This is a genomic window from Thalassobacillus sp. CUG 92003 (assembly GCF_013618635.1).
GTDB lineage: Bacteria > Bacillota > Bacilli > Bacillales > Halobacillaceae > CUG-92003.
Genome location: NZ_JABLSJ010000015.1, coordinates 17,808 through 41,926, shown reverse-complemented (window position 1 = coordinate 41,926; position 24,119 = coordinate 17,808). Strand labels below are relative to the sequence as shown.

Sequence of the window (24,119 nt, the reverse complement as noted above, 5' to 3'; positions counted from 1 at the left end):
TTGTTATTCACAATACGACAACAAAAGGGTATTTTCAACCATTAAATCATGGCAAATGCAGGAGAATGACAACACCACCAGAGGAGCTGAAATAATGGAGCGCTTTCATTTTCTTATCTATTTACAAGCGGTCACCCACGCCAAACAATTTCTGGATACCTGTTACGCGAATCAAGGGGATCCTAAGCATGATTTACAATCCTACCGCAACAGCGATCGATTTTGTTACTTGCTATCGCAAGGCCTCAGCTACTTTGAGACGGGAAAGCACGCTGACATCGGTTTACAGCCGCTGCTTTATTTTTATGGGCTGGAGCATTTCATGAAAGCGAACATTCTGACCGTACGTCCGGATTACCCTGATTCGACCAAAGTGTTGGCTCATGGTCTATCGACGCGAAAGCGGAAAAAACAGCACTATCGTTTCCGGGAGGATGAAGTACGCATCCAACCGAACGGTCTGTTTCCCTATGCAGCCCGTCATTTATTCAATTGGACTTACCCGAGGCTGCCGGAAAAAGCCGGCATCGACGACATGCTCCGGCAAATTCCGGAAATGGCGATTTATTTTCACTACAAGGAGGGGGAAGAGGTCAAGACACCCGGTGCGGTATGGCCCGAATTGCTGACGCACTTCATTCTTCTTTACAACCTGAGCATGCTTGTCCGATATGAAGTCGAATGGTGGGGAGAAATGCAACAGCTGCGTGATCGCGAGGATTTCACATTTATCAAAGGCTTCCTCCTCTGTACAGGAGAAAAAGTCCCCCGCCTAGTCGAAGAATGGCTCCATAGCCGGAGCTTTGACCTTTCATAACTTTAATACATCAGTCCGTTTACTAGGGTGGAAAAGGGAGGGCAGGGAAAAACGTCCGCTTTCCGCGGGAGTCTCCCGATTTTCCCTGCCCTCCCTACCATCAGTTTGAGAAACGGACTGTTCTAATATGAGTATGGCATAGCGGCCTAATATGGTTAATGCATGCGTTCTAGGAGAGGTTCGTTGATTCCATATGTGATGGGGTGGCTTTGAAACGGCGAGACTCCCGCGGGAAAAGGAGCACGGCAAGACCCCGCAGGAAAGCGAGTTGTTTCAAAGCCACCCCAATTCCTACTCCCGTAACGAACCTGCACTTGACTTAGGACTGCCTTATTCTTTGTGCCCAGGGTGTAATTAGTCAAGTGCTACTCGGGCTACCGTATGTCAGTCCAAAATCTCTTCAATATAAAGTTTAGGGTAGTCGTTCATATGGATGATGTCACCAGAATGATGGAGCTTGATCATCGGACGTGTTGGGTAGGAGGAATCAATGAAGACGATCTCACCCTCCTGGTGATTAGACAAGCGCACCTTGGTACCAGTCGCATAATCGGTCATTCCTTTAACGAAAACCTGGATGACTTTAGGGTCGAAACGGCCGAATTGTTCCTGCAGCACCTGCTCCAACACCTTAAAAGGCGATTGCTTAGCACGGTAAATGCGTTCTGACGTCATGGCATGGTACATATCCGCCGCCGCGATAATACGACTGAATAAATGCAGTTTCTCCCCTGACATACCAAGCGGATAACCGCTGCCGTCAAGGCGTTCATGATGCTGTAAAATACCCAGTTTGGCCCCGTTGTTGAGCGAAGAAATCTCTTCAACCATGCGATAAGAGTAAGTGGGATGCTTTTTTACCTCTTCATACTCTCGGGCGGTCAAGGCTCCTTTTTTATGGAGCGGGGAAGAGCCGATACGGGCCATGCCAGCATCGCTTAAAACGCCGGCTAAACCGAGCTGAATCCATTCCCCTTCACTGAGATTCATTTGATAGCCGAGAAACGCGGAAATCAAGCCGGTTGCGACGCTGTGATGGGAAGGATAATCTTCCTCAGTCGCATAGTGATGCAGCATAAACATCCCACGCTTTGAATGGACCGCTTCTTCAAGCAATGGGACCATCACCCTTCTTACCTCATGAATCACGATGGGGGCCCCGTTTTGCCAGTTTTGAAACCATTTATTATACTGCTGGACTGCTTTCAGATAACGTTCTGAAAACGGATCGAGCGCGTCTTCCTCCTCTTCTTCTGAAGGTACCGGTTCAGTCGCTTCCTGCCGCTTTGGCCGCGTATAAGATGATCCTGTTGCCAGCGTTGAAGAGACTTCGACTTCATTGATCATAAAATTATGTAAGACGTTGATGTGGATGTCTTTCAGGACCGTATTCTTTGAAATAATCGGCCGATTGGTCTGCCCGAGGACATCTTTCGTGACGATGCATCCCGGAACCAGTTCTGATGGGTGTAAGCGCATTATTATCCACCACCTGTATGTTTTAATCGCTTGCAATGATTCTGCATATACGTAAAGCCGCTCTGCCCTCAGGCAGGCGACTTTACAACATGCAGTCTATTCTTCATCTTGTGGTGTGTCTGGTTCTATATCGTCGGTATCACCAGCATGCTCAATTGTTTCCGTTACCTCTGCTTCTTCTAAGTCTTCCTCGTTCTCAATCACCGCAACGGTGGCCACTTTTTCCTCATTCTGTAAACGGATCAGGCGGACACCTTGTGTGTTTCGTCCTGTGGCCGAAATGGCTTCGACCGGCATGCGGATCAAGACGCCTGCAGCTGTGATGATCATGACATCTTCTTTGCCGGAGACAGCTTTCGTCGAGATGACGCGGCCATTTTTCTCGGTTAGATGGCAAGTCAAGATCCCTTTACCGCCCCGGTTCGTGAGGCGATAGTCTTTGGCCGGCGTCCGTTTTCCGAAGCCTTTGTTGGTCACCGTCAACACTTCCATGGAATCATCAATGATTTCCATCGAGACCACTTCGTCATCACCGCGTAACGTGATGCCTTTAACACCGGCAGCCGTTCGTCCCATTTTACGGACTTGGTCTTCATCAAAGCGGATCAGAAGCCCGTCTCGCGTTCCGATCATCATATCCTGCTTCCCGTCCGTAAGGCGGACAGAAATCAACTCATCGTCTTCCCGCAGATTCAACGCAATTAAGCCGCCGCGGCGGATATTGGCAAATTGGGAGAGAGACGTGCGTTTGGAAATTCCTTTACGGGTCGTAAAGAAGAAATACCAATCGTCGACGAAGTCCTCGACCGAAATGACGGCATTGATCCATTCATCCTGCTCAATTTCCAGCATGTTAATGATCGGAATGCCTTTTGCTGTCCGGCTGAACTCGGGCACTTCATACCCTTTTGCTTTATAAACCTTCCCTTTGTTTGAAAAGAAAAGCAGCGTGTTATGGGTCGACGTTGACAGCAGATGTTCCACAAAGTCTTCCTCATGTGTACCCATGCCCTGGACTCCGCGGCCGCCTCGCCGCTGGGTGCGGTAGGTCGTAGCCGGAAGCCGTTTGATATAGCCCTGATGGGTGAGGGTGACGATGATGGTCTCTCTCGGGATGAGGTCTTCATCCTCGATGAAATCCGTGCCACCGACTAATATCTCTGTCCGACGCTCGTCATTGTATCGTTCTTTCAGTTCTAATAACTCCTCGCGAATGATTTCAAGCACTTTTTCATCGTCAGCCAGGATGGCTTTCAATTCAGCGATCAGCTGGATCAGTTCGTTATATTCGTCTTCAATTTTCTCCCGTTCGAGTCCGGTGAGGCGCTGAAGACGCATATCCAAAATCGCCTGAGCCTGCTTTTCGGATAAATCATACGTGGTCATTAATCCTTCCCGTGCGATGTCGGTCGTCTGGGATTCCCGGATAAGCGTGATGACCGCATCCAAATGATCAAGCGCCACACGCAGCCCTTCTAAAATATGAGCCCGTGCTTCAGCTTTTCTCAACTCGTATTCGGTCCGGCGTCTGATAACGACTTTTTGGTGCTCCAAATAATACTCGAGGCACTGTTTCAAGTTGAGCACCTGAGGATGACCATCGACCAGCGCCAGCATATTAATCCCAAAGGATGTCTGTAGCGCTGTCTGTTTATAAAGATTGTTCAACAGCACGTTCGGATTGACATCACGGCGTAATTCGATGACGACGCGCAAGCCATTCCGGTCGGACTCGTCACGCAAGTCCACGATCCCGTCAATTTTCTTGTCACGGGCAAGGTCAGCGATTTTTTCCACGAGTCGTGCTTTGTTCACTTGATAAGGCAGTTCGGTTACGATGATGGTCGCTTTCCCGTTTTCCTGCTCCTCAATATTAACCTTGGCTCTTACGGTAATCGAACCTTTCCCGGTTTCATAAGCTTTTCGAATGCCGCTTAGTCCGAGAATTTGCCCATGAGTAGGGAAGTCGGGTCCATAAATATAGTCTTCCATCAATTCCTGAATCGTAATATCCGGGTTGCGGCTGACCGCCAGCACGCCATCAATCACTTCCCCCAGTTGATGAGGGGGGATATTGGTCGCCATGCCGACAGCAATTCCGGCTCCCCCGTTTACGAGCAAGTTCGGGAATCGTGCGGGAAGTACAAGCGGTTCTTTTTCCGTTCCATCATAGTTATCGGCGTAATCAATGGTATCTTTGTTAATATCGCGAAGAATTTCCATCGATATCTTTGACATGCGCGCTTCCGTATAACGCATGGCGGCCGCAGCATCCCCGTCAACAGACCCGAAGTTACCGTGGCCATCGACAAGCATGTAACGATAGCTGAAATCCTGGGCCATACGGACCATGGTTTCATAAACAGCAGAGTCTCCGTGAGGGTGATACTTACCGATTACTTCACCGACGATACGCGCCGATTTTTTGTGCGCTTTATCCGAATGCATCCCTAAGTCGTGCATGGCATAGAGAATACGGCGATGCACGGGCTTCAAGCCATCACGGACATCAGGCAGCGCCCTCGCCACGATGACACTCATCGCATAATCGAGAAAGGATGTGCGCATTTCCTGATTGATATTGACTTCTTGCACGCGCGGACGCTCGGGTTGATCAACCATAACATAACCTCCAATCACAAATAAGGATGGAAGAGGCCACCGTTAGCAGGACAGCCTGCTTCCATGTCTTGTTCAGTTCACTTTATACGTCCAAGTTTTTCACATACTGGGCATTTTCCTGGATAAAGTTTCGACGCGGCTCAACTTTGTCCCCCATAAGCACATCAAAGACTTCATCAGCACTGATCGCATCCTCCAGGTTAACCTGAAGCAATGTCCGTGTCTCAGGATCCATTGTTGTTTCCCAAAGCTGGTCCGGGTTCATTTCACCAAGACCTTTATAGCGCTGGACGCCTGGCTTCGGAGAGTTCGGGAGATCCTCGATCATCTTTTCCATCTGTTGATCGCTGTAAGTGTAATAAGCCGCTTTGCCTTGCTGAATTTTATACAACGGTGGCTGGGCGATATAAATATAGCCGTATTCAATCAACGGACGCATATAGCGATAGAAAAAGGTTAATAATAGAGTTCGAATGTGCGCGCCGTCCACATCGGCATCCGTCATGATGACGACTTTATGGTAACGGGCTTTGGAAATATCAAATTCTTCCCCAATGCCTGTACCGAGCGCCGTAATAATCGCACGAACTTCATTATTGGAAAGAATCTTATCCAAGCGGGCTTTCTCCACGTTGATGATTTTTCCGCGCAACGGCAAAATCGCTTGAAAATGACGGTCACGCCCTTGTTTGGCTGACCCGCCGGCTGAGTCCCCTTCGACGATATAAATCTCAGATACGTTGGCGTCTTTCGAAGAACAGTCCGCTAGTTTACCAGGTAAATTGGATACTTCCAGCGCGTTTTTACGACGGGTAAGTTCACGCGCCTTCTTAGCTGCCATCCGGGCGCGGGAAGCCATCAATCCTTTTTCTACGATAATGCGGGCCATGTTCGGATTTTCAAATAAGAATTTGGAGAAATTCTCAGAAAATAGCGCATCCGTAATCGTACGCGCTTCACTGTTTCCGAGTTTAGTCTTCGTTTGACCTTCAAACTGCGGATCAGGGTGCTTGATCGACACGATGACCGTCAAGCCTTCTCGCACGTCATCCCCACTCAAGTTAGGGTCCGCTTCTTTAAACATGTTGTTCCGCCGCGCATAATCGTTGATAACGCGGGTAAGCCCGGTTTTGAATCCCGATTCATGGGTACCGCCTTCATAGGTATGAATGTTGTTAGCAAACGAGTATATATTGCTCACAAACCCATCATTGTACTGCAGAGCGATCTCAATCGAGATATTCTCTTCTTCCGCTTCTACATAAAACGGCTCATGGAGCACTTCCCGGGTGCGGTTCATATGCTCGACGTACGAGACGATCCCGCCTTCATAATAAAAGGACTGGGCTTCCTCTTCTGAACGTTTATCCTCAATGGTGATCGTTAACCCTTTATTGAGAAAGGCAAGCTCACGCAGTCTATGGGCGAGCGTTTCATACACATATTCCTCGGTCTCCTGGAAGATCTCAGGGTCCGGCTTGAAATGAATCCGGGTTCCGGAAATCTCCGTCTCGCCGATCACCTTCAAATCTTCTTTCGGAATGCCGCGGCTGAATTGTTGGTAATGGATTTTTCCATCCCGATGAACATGAACTTCAAGATTATCAGATAGGGCATTGACGACTGAGGCGCCGACTCCGTGCAAACCACCGGACACTTTGTAACCGCCGCCGCCGAATTTCCCTCCAGCATGAAGCACGGTCATGATGACCTCTACAGCCGGACGCCCGGTTTTTTCCTGGATGCCGGTCGGGATGCCGCGTCCGTTGTCCATTACGGTAATGCTGTTATCTTCTTCGATGGTGACTTGAATGTGATCACAGTACCCGGCCATCGCTTCATCGATACTGTTGTCAACGATTTCCCACACCAAGTGGTGCAGCCCTCTTTCGTTGGTTGAGCCGATGTACATGCCGGGGCGTTTTCTTACCGCTTCAAGGCCCTCTAGTACCTGTATCTGTTTCTCATCATAGCTTTGATCTGTCATTACTTCATCACTCACGGTATTCACCTACATTCCTTCAAGTGGTTTTTCACAATGGCCAGCCGTCTAAAGTTCCGATTCGCCTGTCTCCGTGAAATCCTCAAGCTTGTTCAATGTTGTTCTCATGTTAGCGCGTTTTTTCAGTGTATAGACGGAGAGGGGGCTGAAATAAATATAATCATGCGTCAGCACAATGGCCTTAGCTGCTTCTTCCTCCGACTCTATGACTTTTCTATTCTTTCGCTGATTAAATATCATTTCTTCGATAATCGAAGAAGATGAGATTAATTGATGATCGATTATTGCGACGACATCCTCAGACTGGATTACATGATCGTCCCCAATATGAATGAACAATTCGTCACCTCATTTCTCTATGTCAATCGTTCCGTTATCGACCCGAAAAATTCCGGCCTGGTCGATGACCTCGTGTTCGATGCCCTCAACACTTGTAGTGGATACAAACGTCTGGACTTTTCCCTGGATTGTGTGGAGCAAATGCGAACGGCGGAAATCGTCCAACTCGCTGAGCACATCATCCAGAAGCAGAATAGGGTACTCGCCGACTTCACTTTTAATCAGCTCGATTTCTGCCAACTTCAGTGAGAGAGCCGTCGTACGTTGCTGTCCCTGGGACCCATACGTCTGCACGTCCTTGCCGTTCACAAAGAACATGAGGTCGTCCCGATGCGGACCGGCCAACGTTGTCCCGCGTTCCACTTCCTTCGTTTCTATATCGGTAAATTTTTCCTGGTATATAGGAACTATTGTTTCCAAATCCATGTCTTCTGATACTTTCACACTGGCATCGTACGTGATTTCGAGCGCTTCGAGCTGTCGGCTGATTCCTTCATGAATCGGAGCCGCCCACTTACGAAGCAGCTGTAAAAACCGAAATCGCCGTTCCACAATGAGGGCACCGTGTTCAATCAATTGGTCCGTTAATACAGCCAGCATCGTACGGTCGGCCTCAGGTTTACGCTGAAGATCTTTCAAAAGCGAATTCCGCTGCTTCAACACCTTCTGATACTGCGCCAGATGGTAGACGTAAGCAGGCTGGACCTGACCAATTTCCATATCGATAAAGCGACGACGCACCTGAGGACTCCCTTTGACAAGATTAAGATCCTCAGGTGCAAACATGACCACATTCATGGCACCGATGTAGTCACTCAGCCGTTTTTGTTCGATATGGTTCAACTTCGCTTTCTTCCCTTTGTTCGATATGATGATCTCCAACGGGAAACGCCGGTTCCGCTTAATAATGCTCCCTTTTATTTTAGCATACTCTTTGTCCCATTGGATGAGTTCTTTATCACGGGGGGTCCGGTGAGATCTGGAAAACGCCAGCAGGTAGATCGCTTCCATGAGATTTGTTTTCCCCTGGGCATTGTCTCCTATGATGACATTGATCTGATCATCAAACGTTAACGATAAATCATTATAATTGCGAAAAGATCTCAGGGAGAGTTCACTGATATGCATGAGCGTATCCTTTCCAAATCATTCGGTCACTCTTCACGTACAACCTCAAATGTTCCAGCTTCAGGTATTTCGACAACATCACCCAGGTACAATTTCCTTCCACGACGGCTTTCTAAATCACCGTTAACATACACCTCGTATTCAGCCAGAAACCATTTTGCCATCCCGCCTGTTTCCAGGACGTTTGCCAGTTTCAGGAATTGGCCCAGCTGAATATACTCTGTTGAAATTTCAATCGGTTCGCTCATTTTTTTTCACCCTAAATATCTGGATTGACCTTCTTTCTATTTTACTAAAGAAACGCCATAAAGAAAAGTAATCGCTCATAAATGCTTAAATTGTGTCACGTATTCAAAATAACCCCCATATCATCGTAAATGCTGGACGCCGTTTTAATTTTTGGGAAACTTTAAAGGGAATTGGATTTTTTTGTTAAAACTTTTTTGACTGAGGAGGAGCCCATCAGAGCCTTGCCTGGAACAGAAGAGGGGGGCCGTGGCAAGCGGAGTGATTTGACAGCGTGGTAATGGATAGAAAAACTGCCGAACGATTTCGTAAAATCAGTTCGGCAGTTTTGTGTTTCTTTCAGTTTTGTACAGGCTATCCACAGGATCGCATCCGTGTCTATCAGTAAGTGCGGACAGGAAGGATGAGCTGCAGAATCTGATCATCATCAATCGGACGAATCAAGAAGGGACGCATGGCTCCCGTGAATTCCACTTTCACTTGATCATGATCGACTGCCTTCAGGGCATCCATCATGTATTTCGCACTGAATGATATTTTCAAGTCTTCCCCATCAACAGAATCGGCTTCCACTTCTTCCACGACATTTCCTACTTCAGGCGAATTGCCGGTGATTTCAATTTCTCTGCCTTCTTTTGTGACGAGACGGACTACGTTATTACGGTTTTCACGGGCAAGCAGGGAAGCGCGGTCCACTGAATTCAGCAATTCCTTGGCTCCCATCGTGACGACTGTTTTGCTTTGTTCCGGAATGAGCCGGGACGTTTCCGGATAATTCCCTTCTAACAGGCGGGAAAGGAAGAAGAGATGTTTCGTCCGGAACAAGACTTGGTTATCGGTCACGCTGATTTCGATATTATCTTCGGTATCCGCTAATATCTTGTTCAATTCGGTCAAACTTTTGCCGGGGATGACCACAGACGAGAAGGATGTCTGGTCATTGCCATTTTCCAGCTTTAGTTTTCGTGATGCCAGTCTGTGGCTGTCCGTTGCTGTAAACGATAGTTCGCCTTCGTCAAGCTGTACTTTCACCCCGGTAAGAATCGGGCGTGTTTCGGAAGAAGAAACAGCAAAAACTGTCTGGCGGACTAAACTTTTCAGCAAATCGATCGGTAATTCAAAGCTGTTATCCGTATGTACCTGGGGAAGTTGCGGGTATTCTTCAGCATCCTGGCCGTTCAAATGGAACTCAGCACTTCCGGATTGGATCGTGATATTGAGACGATTATCACTTTCAATATCTACGGTGCTCTGCGGCAGTTTCCGGACAATGTCTGGAAAATACTTGGCTTGCAGGACGATGCTGCCAGGCTCGATTCCTTCGACATAGACGATCCCATCTTCTTCAGCCGGAATGAACGATTCAATTGAAATATCAGAATCACTGCCTGTCAATTTTACACCCTCTGCTGTGGCTTCAAGTTTCATGCCAGTCAAAATCGGGATGGTCGTTCGAGAAGATATGGCTTTCATGACGTGTTGCACACTTTCCATCAGTTGTTCACGTTGAATTGTGAATTTCATGAATAAACGCCTCCTATGCGCGCATATATTATATATTTATTTAATAATTACCCGTAATAACAATAGTAGGGGCTGTTAACATGTGGATAAGTGCCATTTCTCAAGATACAAACAGGTTACCCACATGTGGACAGGTTGTGTGTAAACGTGGTCCCGTTATCCACACTATTCAGCTACTTCGATTTCAACTGTTCTTGTAATTCTTCGAGTTCTTTATGAAGTTGTTGATCTTGAGCGAGCATATTCGTAATTTTTTCATGCGCATGAATCACCGTCGTATGATCACGCCCCCCAAATTCTTCTCCGATTTTAGGAAGGGAGTAATCGGTCATTTCTCTCGATAGATACATGGCGATCTGTCTTGGAAATGCGATCGTCTTCGTCCGCTTCTTGGCGGGGAAATCTTCAATTTTGACGTTATATTTTTCTCCCACCATCTCTTGTATAGCCTGGATGGTAATGACCCGCGGCTTGGAGCTCGGGATGATGTCCTTCAGGGCTTCGGCTGCCAGCGAGGCATTAATATCACGGTTGATGAGCGATGAATAGGCGACAACCCGGATCAAAGCGCCTTCTAGCTCGCGAATATTGGTATCAATCTGGTTGGCGATATACAGCATGACTTCGTTCGGAATATCGAGCCCCTCAGCCTTAGCTTTTTTCCGCAAAATGGCGATCCGTGTTTCTAGGTCTGGCGGGGTGATATCGGTAATCAACCCCCATTCGAAGCGGGAGCGCAGGCGATCTTCTAGCGTCGGAATCTCCTTAGGCGGCCGATCGCTCGAGATCACGATTTGTTTACTTTCTTCATGCAGGGTATTAAATGTATGGAAGAATTCCTCTTGCGTTTGTTCTTTTCCAGCTAAAAACTGAATATCATCGATTAACAGCACGTCTACGCTGCGATATTTATTGCGGAAATTGACGGCTTTGTTGTCCCGAATCGAATTGATGAATTCGTTCGTGAATTTTTCAGATGATAAGTAAACGACTTTGGCTTGCGGGTTATGGTCGAGTACATAATGGCCGATGGCATGCATCAAGTGGGTTTTGCCAAGGCCGACACCACCATAGATGAACAGCGGATTATAGGCTTTTGCCGGTGCTTCAGCGACGGCAAGCGAGGCAGCATGGGCAAAACGGTTGCCTGATCCGATGACGAATGTATCAAATGAGTACTTGGAGTTCAGCATGCTTTGCGGTGATTCTTCGCCGCCGTTGTTTTTTACATCCGGTATCTTTTTGGATGCGAGTTTGACATCCTCAAGCGAGTCTTCCTTATTCTCCGGGATGATAAAGCGCGTGTTCAGCTCAGCGCCGGTGACCTCATAGAGCGTTTCAACGATCATCCCTTCATATTGGTTCTCAAGCCAGTCCCGGGCAAACTCATTCGGCGCGGTGATCGTCAACGTATTATCGTTGAGCGAATGAGCCTTCGTCGCTTTAAGCCACGTTTCAAAGCTCGGTTTGCTGATTTTTTCTTTAATCTTCTCCAAGGTGTTATCCCATAGCTCGGTTATGTTTTCCAAGACATTCACCCCTTTCATAGCATCGATAGGAATGGAAAACAAAAAAAGCCTTTTGTTCACTTTTACGAACGTTTTAAAAGGAGCGAAAGGCGAAAGTAGTCGAATCGTATATAATTGCACCACAGAAAAGCAAGCTGGATGTTGTGGACAAATGAAATCTGATCTCATAGGTTAATAGAAAACTTGTGTGCATTGTCCACATCCTTGTGTATAACGTTAGAAACATTGGTGTGAATAGATGTCCACACGCTATCCACAATCTGTGGAAAACATATTTTCCTGAACATAGTTATTCAGGGTTAAAACACAAATATGATATCAAATAAACCCACGCGTTGCAAACCTTTTTCGAAACTTATCCACAGACACCACACGTTGTAGACAATTCCTATCCACATCACTAGATTTTGTGAGTAGATTGTCGATAGGTGGTGTGGACAGTCGAAAGTGCTCGATATTAATTATACACAACCGCTGTGAATTATCCACACGATCGTTTTGCCGAACCATCGAATAAGGCAGTCATCTGTTGTAATACACACACTGTTATATAACGAGGGGAGAGGAGCCATTTAAATCAGACATTGACATTTCTGGAGAGGATTTTATATAATTAGTTGGACTGCCTTTTAGTGTAACCAACAAAAATCCTCAGGGAGGTGTCTATAAATGAAACGTACATTTCAACCAAATAACCGTAAGCGTAAGAAGGTACATGGTTTCCGCGCACGCATGAGCACAAAGAACGGACGCAAGGTTCTTGCTCGTCGTCGCAAAAAAGGAAGAAAAGTGTTATCTGCATAGGCCACTGAGTTTCAGTCAGTGGTCTTTTTTCTAGTTTAGAGAAAGTTGAGGCAGCCTTGAGGTTGCTCCGGGGTCAGTCAAGTGGAGGTAAGATCCTAATGAAGAAAGCTTACCGGATCAAAAAGAATGATGAATTCCAACACGTATTCAAGCACGGCCGATCGTTCGCCAATCGGCAGCTTGTCATTTATTTTTTGAAAAAAGAGGATCAGACACATTTTCGCATCGGGTTATCAGTAAGCAAACGGATCGGGAAAGCAGTGACACGGAATCAAATCAAACGTTACTTAAGACAAGCTTTTTATGAACTTGAGCTACAAATCCATCCTTCTTACGATTATGTCATTATTGCCAGGAGACCGACTAAGGATATGGATTTCCATCAAATCAAGAAAAGCTTGATGCATGTGTTGTCCAAATCGAAATTACTCTCAAAAGGCCGCAGGGTCTAGAGATTTTTTATAGAATTCTTAGATTAACTAGTGCTACAATGTTTGGTAGTTGGATGTGGGAAAGAGATATAGTAAGGAGGAAGGACGTTGCGTAACAAGATTCTAGCATTGCTGGCTATGACCGGCGTGCTTACATTGTTATCCGGGTGTATGCAAGTAAACCAGGATATAACGGAAGATAGTACAGGTTTTTGGAATGAATATGTGGTTTATCCACTTTCACAAACGATAGAATTCTTTGCTAACGCCACGGGGGAAAGCTACGGCCTGGCGATCATCATTGTCACCATTATCATTCGTGTGCTTTTATTACCATTGAACGTTAAACAATTGAAAAGTTCAAAAGCGATGCAAGATATACAGCCAGAGTTAAAAGAGCTGAGAGAAAAATACAGCTCAAAAGATGCGCAAACGCAGCAAAAACTGCAGCAGGAAACGATGCAGCTGTTTCAGAAAAACGGGGTAAACCCGCTCGCAGGGTGTTTACCGATTATCGTGCAAATGCCGATTCTGATCGGTTTTTATCATGCGATCATGCGGACAGCTGAAATCAAAACACATAATTTCTTATGGTTGGAACTCGGGTCTCCGGATCCCTTCCTAGCTATCTTGACTGCCGGAACAACCTTCCTGCAGCAAAAGCTCATGATGGCCGGTGGGGCGGCAGCTCAAAACCCACAAATGCAAATGATGATGTACATCATGCCGCTGATGATTGGTACATTTGCCTTCTTTTTCCCATCAGCACTCGCGTTGTACTGGGTTGTCGGTAACTTCGTTATGATTGCTCAAACCATCTTTATTCGTAAGCCGATGATGGAAAAAGCAGAAACGGGAGGAAATGAAAAGTGAAGCAAATCACTGCTACGGGCGAAAATGTTGAAGAAGCGGTCCAATCAGCACTAGAGGAATTGCAAACATCAAGAGACCAAGTGGAAATTGAAGTCGTTGATGAAGGTAAGAAGGGATTCTTTGGCATGTTCGGCGCAAAACCGGCGATAGTCAAAGCAACGCTTGCTAGAAATCCAGTGCAGGATGCTGAAACATTCATCAAAGAAGTAGCCGAGCAGATGGGAGCTCCTGTTGAGATTACGACTGACGTGAATGATCGTGATGTCCATATGGAGCTGACCGGAAACAAGATTGCTTTATTGATCGGAAAACGGGGGCAAACGTTGAATGCCCTGCAGTATTTGACGCAATTGACCATGAACCGGGAAACGGATCGGTTTTACACCGTGATTCTCGATGCTGAAAACTATCGGGCGAGACGAAAAGAAACGCTGGAAAATTTGGCAAGCCGGCTGGCGGAGAAAGCAAGTCGGACGAAACAAAATGTTAAACTTGAGCCGATGCCGTCCTATGAACGTAAAATCATCCATACGGCTTTGCAATCATCTCGCCAGGTGGAGACTTTTTCAGACGGCCATGAACCGAAACGCTCTGTCGTGATCAAACCGGCCAAATAAATACAGTCCATTTCACTGCCTTTCCTAATGAGAGGCAGTTTTTTTATGGCAAAAATGAAAGTGGCCTCATCAGTTTTCCACATGTGGATAACACATACTTCCCCGCGCGTGTGGAAAAATAATGTTCAATTCTTTTCAATACATCCGGCTATGTGGTAACCTATTAAGTTAGTGACTATAATGATATAATCCAAATTGTGGATAACTTTTTTTATGATATAGAGGGGGTGATTCCTGATGGAAACGGATACGATAACCGCTATCTCCACACCGATAGGAGAAGGGGCGATTGCCATCGTTCGCTTGAGCGGGGAAGAAGCTGTCTCGATTGTGGACAGTCTTTTTCAAGGCAAGGATTTACAACGTGTGGATACCCATACGATGCATTATGGCAAAATCATTGATCCTGAAACATTGGAAATAGCTGAAGAAGTGATGGTGTCGGTTATGCGAGCGCCTAAGACGTTCACCCGCGAAGATGTTGTAGAGGTGAACTGCCACGGCGGCATGGTATCGGTTAATCGCATATTGGAAATAATGCTTGCTAAAGGAGCACGATTGGCTGAACCGGGTGAATTTACGAAACGCGCGTTTTTAAATGGCCGCATTGATCTGTCTCAAGCTGAAGCCGTGATGGATTTAATCCGAGCCAAAACCGACCGGGCGATGAATGTCGCGTTAAAGCAAATGGACGGGCGGTTGTCGCGGTTAATTCAAGATTTACGGCAGCAGCTGCTCGAAACCCTGGCGCATGTGGAAGTGAACATCGATTACCCGGAGTATGACGATGTCGAGGAAATGTCTCATAGCATCATGGCGCAAAAAACGAGAGACGTTCATCAAGAAGTCGACCGGTTGTTAGCCACGGCGAAACAAGGAAAAATTCTGCGCGAGGGTCTCGGTACGGCTATTATCGGACGGCCAAACGTGGGCAAGTCATCCTTGATGAACGCCCTCGTCCATGAGAATAAGGCGATCGTAACCGAAGTACCAGGAACCACCCGTGATACCATCGAAGAATATGTCAATGTGCGCGGCGTTCCATTGCGGTTGATCGATACAGCCGGCATCCGCGAAACAGAGGATATCGTGGAGCGCATCGGGGTCGAACGCTCCCGCCAAGTGCTGCAGGAAGCTGATTTAATCCTGCTTGTGTTAAATTATGGGGAGGACTTGAATGAAGATGATGAGGCGCTCATCGAAGCTGTCCGGGATATGAACATCATCATCATCGTGAACAAGACCGACCTTGATCAAAAGCTTGATTTGGAGCGGTTGAGAGACCTCGTTCCCGAGCATCCCGTGATCACGACGGCGCTCCTTCATGAAGAAGGCATAGATGAACTGGAGACAGCGATCTCCAACACTTTCTTTGAAGGAGAGATTGATACGGGGGATATGACTTACGTATCCAACGTCCGCCACGTCCAATTGCTGAAACAGACCCAGCAGGCATTAGAAGACGCGTTGCATGGGATGGAGATGGATATGCCGATCGACCTCGTGCAAATCGATGTGACCCGCGCATGGGAGCTGCTCGGTGAAATCATCGGGGATGCCGTTCATGAAAGTCTGATTGATCAACTCTTTTCTCAGTTCTGCTTAGGGAAATAATGATATAAAAGGAGAGACAACACCCATGACGTATGATGCAGGGCATTATGATGTAATTGTTGTCGGTGCAGGTCATGCAGGTTGTGAAGCGGCGATAGCAGCAGCGAAACGCGGGGCGAAAACCTTGATGTTGACGCTGAATTTGGATCTCGTCGCTTTCATGCCGTGTAACCCTTCACTCGGAGGACCCGCCAAAGGCGTCGTCGTCCGGGAAGTGGATGCACTCGGCGGAGCTATGGCCAAAGTGATTGATAAAACGCATATCCAAATGCGTATGCTTAATACACGAAAAGGGCCAGCAGTCAGAGCATTGCGCGCCCAGGCGGACAAACCGCTGTATATCAAAGAAATGAAGCGCACGCTCGAAAACCAGGAAAACTTGACGCTTCGTCAAGGAATGGTCGAGAAGTTGCTCGTTGAGGATAATCAAATCAAAGGCGTGGTAACTGAGACGAAGGCAGCGTATTATGCGCCTACGGTTATCGTAACCACTGGCACATTTATGCGCGGCAAAGTGATCATCGGCGAACTGGAGTATGAAAGCGGGCCTAATAACCAACGTACCTCGGTGACACTTTCTGAACAATTAGAAGAGCTGGGCATTAACATGGTGCGTTTCAAAACGGGTACGCCGATGCGTGTCAACAGCCATACCATCGACTATTCCAAAACCGAAATCCAGCCAGGCGAAGAATTGGAACGTGCGTTTTCATATGAAACCACGGAGTACATCATGGATCAGATTCCATGCTGGCTGACTTACACGAATGAAGAGACCCATAAAATCATCGATGACAACTTGCAATTGTCGCCGATGTATTCCGGCATGATCAAAGGGACAGGCCCGCGTTATTGTCCGTCCATTGAAGATAAAGTGGTGCGTTTCAACGATAAACCGCGTCATCAGATCTTCCTTGAGCCGGAAGGACGCGACACGGAAGAAGTGTATGTACAGGGACTGTCCACTTCCTTGCCCGAGTATATTCAAAATGACATGCTCAAAACGGTTCCGGGGCTGGAAAAAGCGGAAATTATGCGCGCCGGCTATGCCATCGAGTATGATGCGGTCGTACCGACTCAGCTCTGGCCGACTTTGGAAACGAAGCAAATAAGCGGCTTGTTTACAGCTGGCCAAATCAATGGAACGTCCGGTTACGAAGAAGCGGCAGCTCAGGGCATCATGTCCGGCATCAACGCTGCGGCGAAAGTTCTGGAGCTGGAAACGCTCATCCTGAAACGATCTGATGCGTATATCGGCGTATTAATTGATGATCTGGTAACGAAAGGGACGAATGAACCTTACCGGCTGCTCACATCCCGGGCGGAATTCCGCTTGATGCTACGTCACGATAACGCCGACCTACGGCTGACGGATATCGGATACCGTCTCGGCACGATCGATGAAGCGCGTTATGCCCATTATCAAGAGAAAAAACGCTTGATCAATGAGGAAATGAAGCGGCTTGAAGCCATCATCTTGAAGCCGGATGAAGATGTACAAGCGATCCTGGACGAAGCAGGCGGCACTCCGCTGAAAGAAGCGGCACGCGCGACCGACTTGCTGAAACGTCCGGAAATCAAGTATGAAATGATCGAACGCATCGTGCCAGCCGAACAAGAGCTGCCCCGCGATGTGAAAGAACAGGTGGAAATTCAAACGAAATACGCCGGCTATATCGATAAAGCGAACCAGCAAATTGAACGCATGCAAAAAATGGATGCTAAAAAGATACCTGATGATATTGACTATGATGACATCCACGGCGTGGCGACCGAAGCCCGCGAGAAATTGAAAGAAGTCCGTCCACTATCCGTCGGTCAGGCTTCGCGCATCAGCGGTGTCAATCCAGCTGACGTGTCCATTTTGCTCGTGTATATCGAACAGGGCAAAATCGCCCGCGTTTCTAATCAATAATGAGGAAAGGGTGGGCTGATGGATCCGAACAGCTTTTTTGAGGCATTGCAGTCAGAGGGGATCACCCTGACGGATAAGCAACAGCAGCAGTTTCAACGTTACTTTGAGATTTTGGTCGAATGGAATGAAAAAATGAATCTGACCGCCATCACCGATGAGGACGGCGTGTATCTGAAGCATTTCTATGATTCCCTGACTGCTGCTTTTTATATGGATTTTGAGCAGCCGCTCCGCATTTGTGATGTCGGAGCGGGGGCCGGCTTTCCGAGCCTGCCGTTAAAAATCGTATTTCCCCATTTACAAGTGACGATCGTGGACTCGTTAAAAAAACGGATCACCTTCTTGAATCATCTCGCCCATGAATTACAGCTTGATGACGTCGCCTTTTACCATGATCGCGCCGAAAATTTCGGGAAAAATACGAAATTCCGCGGGTCCTATAACCTGGTCATGTCCCGCGCGGTGGCCCGAATGTCCGTGTTGAGTGAATTATGCCTTCCTCTCGTGGAAAAACAAGGCCGCTTCATGGCGATGAAAGGGGCCAATGTTGAAGAGGAAATGACCGATGCCCAACCGGCCATTACAACCCTGGGCGGCGAACTCGAACACATTCACACGTTTGAACTGCCGGAAGAACGGAGCGAACGCAATATTGTGTTGATCGAAAAACGCCGCAAGACACCGAACAAATACCCGCGCAAGGCCGGGACGCCTAATAAATCGCCGATTTCAATAGAAAATTAAGAGTCAAGGATGGATGCTCTCCATCCTTTTTTCTTGAAATGAGCTGCAGCGATCATCAGGGTTAACGTATTCTACCCGTGGCTTCTGCTATTTTATCGATTGGCTAAATTATGAAATAATCAATTTGCTAGATACTTTTTAAGTAGGAAATATGATAAAATATGAAATAGAATTAATGACAAGGCATACATATGCGCAGCAGTCTCGACTCTGCAGCGCTTTTTTCTATGTACGGTATGATGTTTCATGTGATAAACATTAAAATAGTATGCTTGAACGTATAAAGGTGGTGTCTGATTATGTTACATCCATTTAGTCGCCTGTTCGGACTCGGAGATAAGTCAGATCCTAGCGAGGAAGAAGAGCCGGAATACAATCCTGACGAGGTCATTCAGCTTCCTGTCGAGAGTATCCAACCGAACCGTTTCCAGCCGCGCACCATTTTCACCCCCGAGAAGATTGAAGAACTCGCCCAAACGATACGCACACATGGCATGATTCAGCCGATTGTCGTGCGTAAGTTAGATGAGCGAAATTACGAACTGATTGCCGGGGAACGCAGGTGGAGAGCTGTGCAGTCGCTCGGGTGGGAGAATATCGCGTCGATTATCCGTGATATGAATGATTCACAAACCGCGTCCGTCGCGTTAATCGAAAACCTCCAGCGGGAAGAATTGACGGTTATTGAAGAAGCGACCGCCTATTCGCGTTTGATTGAGCTGCATGAGCTGACGCAGGAGGCTTTAGCCCAGCGCCTCGGCAAGAGCCAGTCGACGATCGCCAACAAAATGAGGCTGTTGAAGCTGCCGGAATCGGTCCAGCAAGCGGTCATGGATAAAAAGATCACGGAACGCCATGCCCGTGCGCTCATTCTGTTAAAGGATCCGGACCAGCAAGAGCAAATTTTGAACGAAATATTAGACAAGCAGTTGAATGTTAAACAAACGGAAGACCGCATTGCCAAGTTATCCGAACCGAAAGAGCCCAAGAAGAAAAAGCCGAAGCTGAAGGGTGTCAACAAAGACATGCGGATCGCCATGAACACCATCCGCCAATCCCTGGACATGGTGACGGATACCGGCATAGATCTTGAGACTGATGAAGAAGATCATGATGATTACTATCAGATTACAATTAAGATACCGAAGAAAAAATCATAGACTCCCCTTCTCCCATCTTGACTCCGTGCAGGTGGGGGTTTTTTACACGACGTGCGACAGAACGGATGCGTTTAAGTGCAGCTTAAGATAAACCGAATGAGGTAGGTGACAACATGGGGAAAGTAATTTCCATTGCTAATCAAAAAGGCGGCGTAGGGAAAACGACGACAGCAGTAAATTTGAGTGCGTGCTTGGCCTATTTGAACCATAAAGTCCTGTTAGTCGATATCGATCCTCAAGGCAACGCCACCAGCGGGGTCGGGGTCAACAAAGGGGATATGGATCAATGTATTTATAATGTTTTAGTGGAGGATGTCGAAGCGGAAGATGTCCGTACGCGTACCATGGTGGAAAATCTTGACGCCATTCCAGCGACAATTCAACTCGCGGGGGCTGAAATTGAACTCGTACCCACGATTTCCCGTGAAGTGAGGCTGAAGCAATCCTTAGATAAAATCAGGGAAGAATACGATTATGTCATCATTGATTGCCCGCCTTCCCTCGGCCTGTTAACGATTAACTCCCTGACCGCCTCCGATGCGGTCATGATTCCGGTTCAATGTGAGTTCTATGCGCTTGAGGGCTTAAGTCAGCTACTGAATACGGTCCGCCTCGTCCAAAAGCATCTCAACGATAACCTGATGATTGAAGGCGTGCTGCTCACCATGCTTGATGCTCGCACCAATTTAGGTATCCAAGTGATCGATGAAGTGAAAAAGTATTTTCAGGATAAAGTCTATCAATCTGTCATTCCCCGTAATGTACGGTTAAGCGAGGCGCCAAGCCACGGCAAACCGATCATTCTTTACGATCCAAAATCACGCGGTGCTGAGATTTACTTAGAACTAGCAAAGGAAGTGATTGCGAATGGCGAAAGGGTTAGGTAAAGGAATCAACGCTTTTTTTCCTGAAGTGGAGGAGCATGATGACACGCAGATTGAAGAGGTGGCGGTGAAGGTTTGCCGTCCCAACCCCTATCAACCTCGGAAAACGTTTAGCCAGCAAGCGATTGAGGAATTGAAGCAATCGATTGAACAGCACGGCATTTTACAGCCGATCATCATTCGGAAAAGCATCAAAGGATATGAAATCGTCGTCGGCGAAAGACGTTACAGAGCAGCTAAAGAAGCAGGTCTGGAAGTTATTCCGGCCGTGGTCAAAGAGTTGACCGACGAAGAGATGATGGAGCTCGCCCTCCTCGAGAACCTGCAACGTGAAGATTTAACCCCGATCGAAGAAGCGATGGCTTATAAGAACCTGACGAACGAGCTTGGCATCACCCAGGAAGAGCTCTCGAAGCGATTGGGAAAAAGCCGTTCGCATATCGCGAATATCGTGCGGTTGTTAGCATTGCCGGATAGCGTGATCGCTAAGATCAATGAAGGAAAGCTCTCTATGGGCCATGGGCGCGCTATACTGGGATTGAAGCATGAACGTGAACTTGCTCCGTTGCTTAAGCGCATTGAAAAGGAAGGCATGAATGTCAGACAGCTGGAGCGGCTGATCGCCGACTTGAATGAAACGAAACCGAAAGAGAAAAAATCCCGGCCTGAGAAGGACATCTTCACGAAAGAAAGAGAAGAGACCCTGCAGGAACGGCTGGGAACGGGTGTTAAAATCCATAAAGGAAAAAGGAAAGGCCGCATCGAAATCGAATTTATGTCCGACGACGATTTGAACCGGATCCTTGATTTTTTTGAACAATCAAAGTAAGGAGGGCAATCCCTGGTGAACTGGCCAGGTTTTTTCTTTGCCCGTGTTTAACGCTCTAAGGGAAATATGATTTAAACGAAGTAATGGGGATGGCATTATGGTGTTATTTGGAACGATCATCAATGGAATATGTATCATCGCAGGTACCTTGCTCGGCCTGTTTTTTACGAAAATACCAGAACGGTTCAAAGAGACCGTCATGAGCGGTATCGGGCTCGTCGTGATCGTGATCGGTCTGCAGATGAGCTTGGACACCGACAATATCGTCATCGTGCTGTTAAGCCTGTTAACAGGTGCGATCATTGGCGAAGGGCTGCGTTTGGAAGAGAAACTGGAAGGCATCGGGCGTTGGATTGAAAATAAGTTCACCGTCGCTCCTGATGACACCTACAGCGTGGCTCAAGGCTTCATCACAGCATCGCTCATATTTGTGATCGGCGCTTTATCTGTCATCGGCGGTTTGGACAGCGGACTGCGCAATGACCATGAAGTCCTGATCACAAAAGGCATCATCGACGGCTTTGTCGCACTAGTATTGACTTCAACACTCGGCTTTGGTGTGATCTTTTCCGTGGTTCCTGTCGTGCTGTATGAAGGCTCTATTGCCCTGCTCGCTACCTTCATCAACCAATGGGTCCCAGAGGCGATGCTCGATTCCTTTATCGTCGAAATGACCGCCACTGGCGGGCTCATGATTGTGGCGATCGGCCTTAACTTGTTGAAGTTGACGAAGATCCGCGTCGCCAATCTATTGCCCGGTTTAGTGACGGTCGGATTTATCCTTTATATTGCTCAATGGTTCGGACACTAGCATTAGGACTTGGTTTTGGCAGCGGATGTTTCGTATAACGAAGCAGCCGCTGCTTTTTTATTGGTTAAAAGGGTATCGGTTTGCTTTAAGGCAGCAGCAGTTCCGGCAGCCATTTGGAAAACGGTGTGGAGCCTGGTGTTTTGCAGGACAAAATACTCCATGAAGCCACTCACATTCACGATGCCGCTAATATGAAGGTTCCCGACTTCCGGCAGCTCTTTTTTGAGAGCAGCCCCTGGTGAAAGCGGCCCTTTTCCGAGTGCAATCTTACCAATGGACTGCGCTTTTCCTAATGAAGCATCAATGGCAACGATAAAAGGGCGGCGGCCGTGTTGATGAAGCTCGGCCATCGTCTCTTCTAGATTCAACGCATGTAACGGCTGCTCGAGTGTTCCGTAGACTTGCAGGCTGTTGAGGGTTTGATCTGAGAGCATCGACCCGATCAACGGCCCGAACGCGTCACCTGTGGAACGATCGGTTCCGATGCACAGGACGACTACCGGTTTGTAAGCCGGCAGCATACGAAATAAATCATGAGCGAACGTCGTGCTCATTTCAGAATCGCTGGCTTGATAATAGGTATCCTTCTCAGAATTCTTGTCCTTTAGGTTCATAGCTCATCCTCCAAGCACATATTAGTAACAGTATATAAGCTTGTATGTGTTTCTATACGTCCAAAAATCTATCATTGTTGGGGGAAGCGGCTATGTATAAATCGGGCATGAAGTGGATGTTTCTAATCATCGGAACCATGATCGGAGCAGGGTATGCTTCGGGACGAGAGTTATGGCAATTTTTTGGACAAGACAGCGGCGTGGCCATCGCTTTATTTACGCTCATGTTCGTGATGAGCTGCTACGTCATATTATCCATCAGCTTTGAACAGAAAAGCGGGCATTACCTTCCTGTGTTGCGCAGTATCGTAGGAAAGCACCTGACCGGAGTGTATGACTGGATGATCATCATTTACTTATTCACGACGACCGTCGTCATGCTGGCGGGAAGCGGCGCGACCTTGCAGGCATTCGAGTTTTCCTATCGCCTCGGTGTCGTAGCCATCATCATCCCCTTGATCTTGATATTCATCTGGGATGTCAAAGGGATCATCTCGGTGAATTCGTTCATCCTCCCATTATTAATCCTCGGCTTATTTTTCGTCTTATTGCTCTTCTCGATTGACAATAAGCTGGAATTCTTCTCCCATTTAGACGAGATGAGCAACTGGAAATCAGCCTTTCCTTTCACAGCATTGAATATCCTCCCCTTGATCGCTGTGTTGGGAGCCATCGGCAATCAAGTTCAGGAAAAAGGGGAAATTTGGGTCGCCAGCATAAGCAGCGGTCTTATTTTAGGCGGCATCTCTTACTTATATAACAACAGCCTCATTCAAATATCAGAAGAGATCATTTTATATGAAATCCCGTTGTTCGCCATCCTGAAAAATTACCCCGTGGAAATGCTCATTTTTATGTCGGTGCTGCTATGGATCGCGATATTTACGACAGCTGCTTCCGGCATTTTGGGCTTGATCACTCGTTTTCGTGATATGTTCAAATTGCCGCTCTGGCTGATGGCTATGATGGCGGTTGCGGTTATGCTGCCGTTCACTTCATTCGGCTTTTCCACCTTGATTGAATACTTATATCCGCTTTACGGCATTCTGAATCTCTATGTGCTGACCGCATTACTCCTATACCCGATTATTCATCGATTCAAAATCAGCTAGAAACCTGTTAAAATAGTTCTCATAG

Annotated in this window: 22 protein-coding genes; 13 read left to right on the top strand and 9 right to left on the bottom strand. The window is 47.2% G+C overall.

The window, feature by feature from the left end; genetic code table 11:
* The first annotated feature begins 94 nt into the window (after positions 1 to 94).
* The gene (locus HOP45_RS17995; protein WP_181350773.1) at positions 95 to 817 is read left to right on the top strand and encodes a YaaC family protein; all 723 of its coding nucleotides are present in this window, start codon (positions 95 to 97) and stop codon (positions 815 to 817) included.
* Between the two features lie 384 nt (positions 818 to 1,201).
* On the opposite strand, the gene HOP45_RS17990 is transcribed toward HOP45_RS17995, so the two are convergent.
* The 8 genes from HOP45_RS17990 to dnaA all read right to left on the bottom strand — a co-directional run bounded on the left by HOP45_RS17990 (position 1,202) and on the right by dnaA (position 11,686).
* Positions 1,202 to 2,296, bottom strand: a complete 1,095-nt coding sequence (locus HOP45_RS17990) for an HD-GYP domain-containing protein (RefSeq protein ID WP_181350772.1) — start codon at positions 2,294 to 2,296, stop codon at positions 1,202 to 1,204.
* A 96-nt stretch (positions 2,297 to 2,392) separates the two neighbouring features.
* Complete coding sequence (gyrA, locus tag HOP45_RS17985; RefSeq protein ID WP_181350771.1) at positions 2,393 to 4,918, bottom strand: DNA gyrase subunit A; 2,526 nt, start codon at positions 4,916 to 4,918, stop codon at positions 2,393 to 2,395.
* An 82-nt stretch (positions 4,919 to 5,000) separates the two neighbouring features.
* A complete protein-coding gene (gene gyrB, locus HOP45_RS17980) occupies positions 5,001 to 6,905 on the bottom strand; it encodes a DNA topoisomerase (ATP-hydrolyzing) subunit B (protein WP_181350827.1) in 1,905 nt (634 codons plus the stop codon).
* A gap of 63 nt (positions 6,906 to 6,968) precedes the next feature.
* Positions 6,969 to 7,259 (bottom strand): extracellular matrix regulator RemB, encoded by a 291-nt coding sequence (remB, locus tag HOP45_RS17975; protein WP_181350770.1) that lies wholly within the window; start codon positions 7,257 to 7,259, stop codon positions 6,969 to 6,971.
* Between the two features lie 9 nt (positions 7,260 to 7,268).
* Positions 7,269 to 8,387: a DNA replication/repair protein RecF gene (recF, locus tag HOP45_RS17970; protein ID WP_181350769.1), complete on the bottom strand. Its 1,119-nt coding sequence runs from the start codon at positions 8,385 to 8,387 to the stop codon at positions 7,269 to 7,271.
* 26 nt (positions 8,388 to 8,413) lie between these two features.
* A complete protein-coding gene (yaaA, locus tag HOP45_RS17965; protein WP_181350768.1) occupies positions 8,414 to 8,635 on the bottom strand; it encodes a S4 domain-containing protein YaaA in 222 nt (73 codons plus the stop codon).
* A 379-nt stretch (positions 8,636 to 9,014) separates the two neighbouring features.
* Positions 9,015 to 10,157 (bottom strand): DNA polymerase III subunit beta, encoded by a 1,143-nt coding sequence (dnaN, locus tag HOP45_RS17960; RefSeq protein WP_181350767.1) that lies wholly within the window; start codon positions 10,155 to 10,157, stop codon positions 9,015 to 9,017.
* Positions 10,158 to 10,330: 173 nt separating this feature from the next.
* Positions 10,331 to 11,686 carry a chromosomal replication initiator protein DnaA gene (gene dnaA, locus HOP45_RS17955; RefSeq protein WP_181350766.1) on the bottom strand — a complete coding sequence of 452 codons (1,356 nt, stop codon included), beginning with the start codon at positions 11,684 to 11,686 and terminating at the stop codon, positions 10,331 to 10,333.
* A gap of 669 nt (positions 11,687 to 12,355) precedes the next feature.
* On the opposite strand from dnaA, the gene rpmH reads away from it, so the two are divergent.
* From rpmH to HOP45_RS17900, 11 genes are all read left to right on the top strand, one after another.
* Complete coding sequence (rpmH, locus tag HOP45_RS17950; protein ID WP_018933824.1) at positions 12,356 to 12,490, top strand: 50S ribosomal protein L34; 135 nt, start codon at positions 12,356 to 12,358, stop codon at positions 12,488 to 12,490.
* Positions 12,491 to 12,588: 98 nt separating this feature from the next.
* Positions 12,589 to 12,942, top strand: a complete 354-nt coding sequence (gene rnpA, locus HOP45_RS17945) for a ribonuclease P protein component (RefSeq protein WP_181350765.1) — start codon at positions 12,589 to 12,591, stop codon at positions 12,940 to 12,942.
* A gap of 87 nt (positions 12,943 to 13,029) precedes the next feature.
* Entirely contained in the window at positions 13,030 to 13,794 is a 765-nt protein-coding gene (spoIIIJ, locus tag HOP45_RS17940) for a YidC family membrane integrase SpoIIIJ (protein WP_181350764.1), read from the top strand.
* Positions 13,791 to 14,411 (top strand): RNA-binding cell elongation regulator Jag/EloR, encoded by a 621-nt coding sequence (jag, locus tag HOP45_RS17935; protein WP_181350763.1) that lies wholly within the window; start codon positions 13,791 to 13,793, stop codon positions 14,409 to 14,411. The genes spoIIIJ and jag overlap by 4 nt, the downstream gene beginning before the upstream one ends.
* A gap of 237 nt (positions 14,412 to 14,648) precedes the next feature.
* Complete coding sequence (gene mnmE / locus HOP45_RS17930; RefSeq protein ID WP_181350762.1) at positions 14,649 to 16,025, top strand: tRNA uridine-5-carboxymethylaminomethyl(34) synthesis GTPase MnmE; 1,377 nt, start codon at positions 14,649 to 14,651, stop codon at positions 16,023 to 16,025.
* A 25-nt stretch (positions 16,026 to 16,050) separates the two neighbouring features.
* Entirely contained in the window at positions 16,051 to 17,940 is a 1,890-nt protein-coding gene (mnmG, locus tag HOP45_RS17925) for a tRNA uridine-5-carboxymethylaminomethyl(34) synthesis enzyme MnmG (RefSeq protein ID WP_181350761.1), read from the top strand.
* An 18-nt stretch (positions 17,941 to 17,958) separates the two neighbouring features.
* A complete protein-coding gene (gene rsmG, locus HOP45_RS17920; protein WP_181350760.1) occupies positions 17,959 to 18,684 on the top strand; it encodes a 16S rRNA (guanine(527)-N(7))-methyltransferase RsmG in 726 nt (241 codons plus the stop codon).
* Positions 18,685 to 18,983: 299 nt separating this feature from the next.
* On the top strand, positions 18,984 to 19,844 hold the full coding sequence (gene noc / locus HOP45_RS17915; protein ID WP_181350759.1) for a nucleoid occlusion protein: 861 nt from the start codon (positions 18,984 to 18,986) through the stop codon (positions 19,842 to 19,844).
* Between the two features lie 113 nt (positions 19,845 to 19,957).
* A complete protein-coding gene (locus tag HOP45_RS17910; RefSeq protein WP_181350758.1) occupies positions 19,958 to 20,731 on the top strand; it encodes a ParA family protein in 774 nt (257 codons plus the stop codon).
* Positions 20,712 to 21,557: a ParB/RepB/Spo0J family partition protein gene (locus HOP45_RS17905; RefSeq protein WP_181350757.1), complete on the top strand. Its 846-nt coding sequence runs from the start codon at positions 20,712 to 20,714 to the stop codon at positions 21,555 to 21,557. The genes HOP45_RS17910 and HOP45_RS17905 overlap by 20 nt, the downstream gene beginning before the upstream one ends.
* A gap of 97 nt (positions 21,558 to 21,654) precedes the next feature.
* Positions 21,655 to 22,368, top strand: a complete 714-nt coding sequence (locus HOP45_RS17900; protein ID WP_181350756.1) for a DUF554 domain-containing protein — start codon at positions 21,655 to 21,657, stop codon at positions 22,366 to 22,368.
* 2 nt (positions 22,369 to 22,370) lie between these two features.
* Here HOP45_RS17900 and yyaC read toward each other — a convergent pair whose 3' ends face one another.
* Entirely contained in the window at positions 22,371 to 22,982 is a 612-nt protein-coding gene (gene yyaC, locus HOP45_RS17895) for a spore protease YyaC (RefSeq protein ID WP_181350755.1), read from the bottom strand.
* 92 nt (positions 22,983 to 23,074) lie between these two features.
* On the opposite strand from yyaC, the gene HOP45_RS17890 reads away from it, so the two are divergent.
* Positions 23,075 to 24,094 (top strand): YkvI family membrane protein, encoded by a 1,020-nt coding sequence (locus HOP45_RS17890; protein WP_181350754.1) that lies wholly within the window; start codon positions 23,075 to 23,077, stop codon positions 24,092 to 24,094.
* Positions 24,095 to 24,119: the final 25 nt, after the last annotated feature.

Excerpts from the sequence above, each read along its gene's own strand:
- HOP45_RS17995 (WP_181350773.1), top strand. The coding sequence starts at position 95 with ATGGAGCGCTTTCATTTTCTTATCTATTTACAAGCGGTCACCCACGCC.
- HOP45_RS17990 (WP_181350772.1), bottom strand. The coding sequence starts at position 2,296 with ATGCGCTTACACCCATCAGAACTGGTTCCGGGATGCATCGTCACGAAA.
- gyrA (WP_181350771.1), bottom strand. The coding sequence starts at position 4,918 with ATGGTTGATCAACCCGAGCGTCCGCGCGTGCAAGAAGTCAATATCAAT.
- gyrB (WP_181350827.1), bottom strand. The coding sequence starts at position 6,905 with ATGACAGATCAAAGCTATGATGAGAAACAGATACAGGTACTAGAGGGC.
- recF (WP_181350769.1), bottom strand. The coding sequence starts at position 8,387 with ATGCATATCAGTGAACTCTCCCTGAGATCTTTTCGCAATTATAATGAT.
- yaaA (WP_181350768.1), bottom strand. The coding sequence starts at position 8,635 with ATGAGCGAACCGATTGAAATTTCAACAGAGTATATTCAGCTGGGCCAA.
- dnaN (WP_181350767.1), bottom strand. The coding sequence starts at position 10,157 with ATGAAATTCACAATTCAACGTGAACAACTGATGGAAAGTGTGCAACAC.
- rpmH (WP_018933824.1), top strand. The coding sequence starts at position 12,356 with ATGAAACGTACATTTCAACCAAATAACCGTAAGCGTAAGAAGGTACAT.
- rnpA (WP_181350765.1), top strand. The coding sequence starts at position 12,589 with ATGAAGAAAGCTTACCGGATCAAAAAGAATGATGAATTCCAACACGTA.
- mnmE (WP_181350762.1), top strand. The coding sequence starts at position 14,649 with ATGGAAACGGATACGATAACCGCTATCTCCACACCGATAGGAGAAGGG.
- mnmG (WP_181350761.1), top strand. The coding sequence starts at position 16,051 with ATGACGTATGATGCAGGGCATTATGATGTAATTGTTGTCGGTGCAGGT.
- rsmG (WP_181350760.1), top strand. The coding sequence starts at position 17,959 with ATGGATCCGAACAGCTTTTTTGAGGCATTGCAGTCAGAGGGGATCACC.
- noc (WP_181350759.1), top strand. The coding sequence starts at position 18,984 with ATGTTACATCCATTTAGTCGCCTGTTCGGACTCGGAGATAAGTCAGAT.
- HOP45_RS17910 (WP_181350758.1), top strand. The coding sequence starts at position 19,958 with ATGGGGAAAGTAATTTCCATTGCTAATCAAAAAGGCGGCGTAGGGAAA.
- HOP45_RS17905 (WP_181350757.1), top strand. The coding sequence starts at position 20,712 with ATGGCGAAAGGGTTAGGTAAAGGAATCAACGCTTTTTTTCCTGAAGTG.
- HOP45_RS17900 (WP_181350756.1), top strand. The coding sequence starts at position 21,655 with ATGGTGTTATTTGGAACGATCATCAATGGAATATGTATCATCGCAGGT.
- yyaC (WP_181350755.1), bottom strand. The coding sequence starts at position 22,982 with ATGAACCTAAAGGACAAGAATTCTGAGAAGGATACCTATTATCAAGCC.
- HOP45_RS17890 (WP_181350754.1), top strand. The coding sequence starts at position 23,075 with ATGTATAAATCGGGCATGAAGTGGATGTTTCTAATCATCGGAACCATG.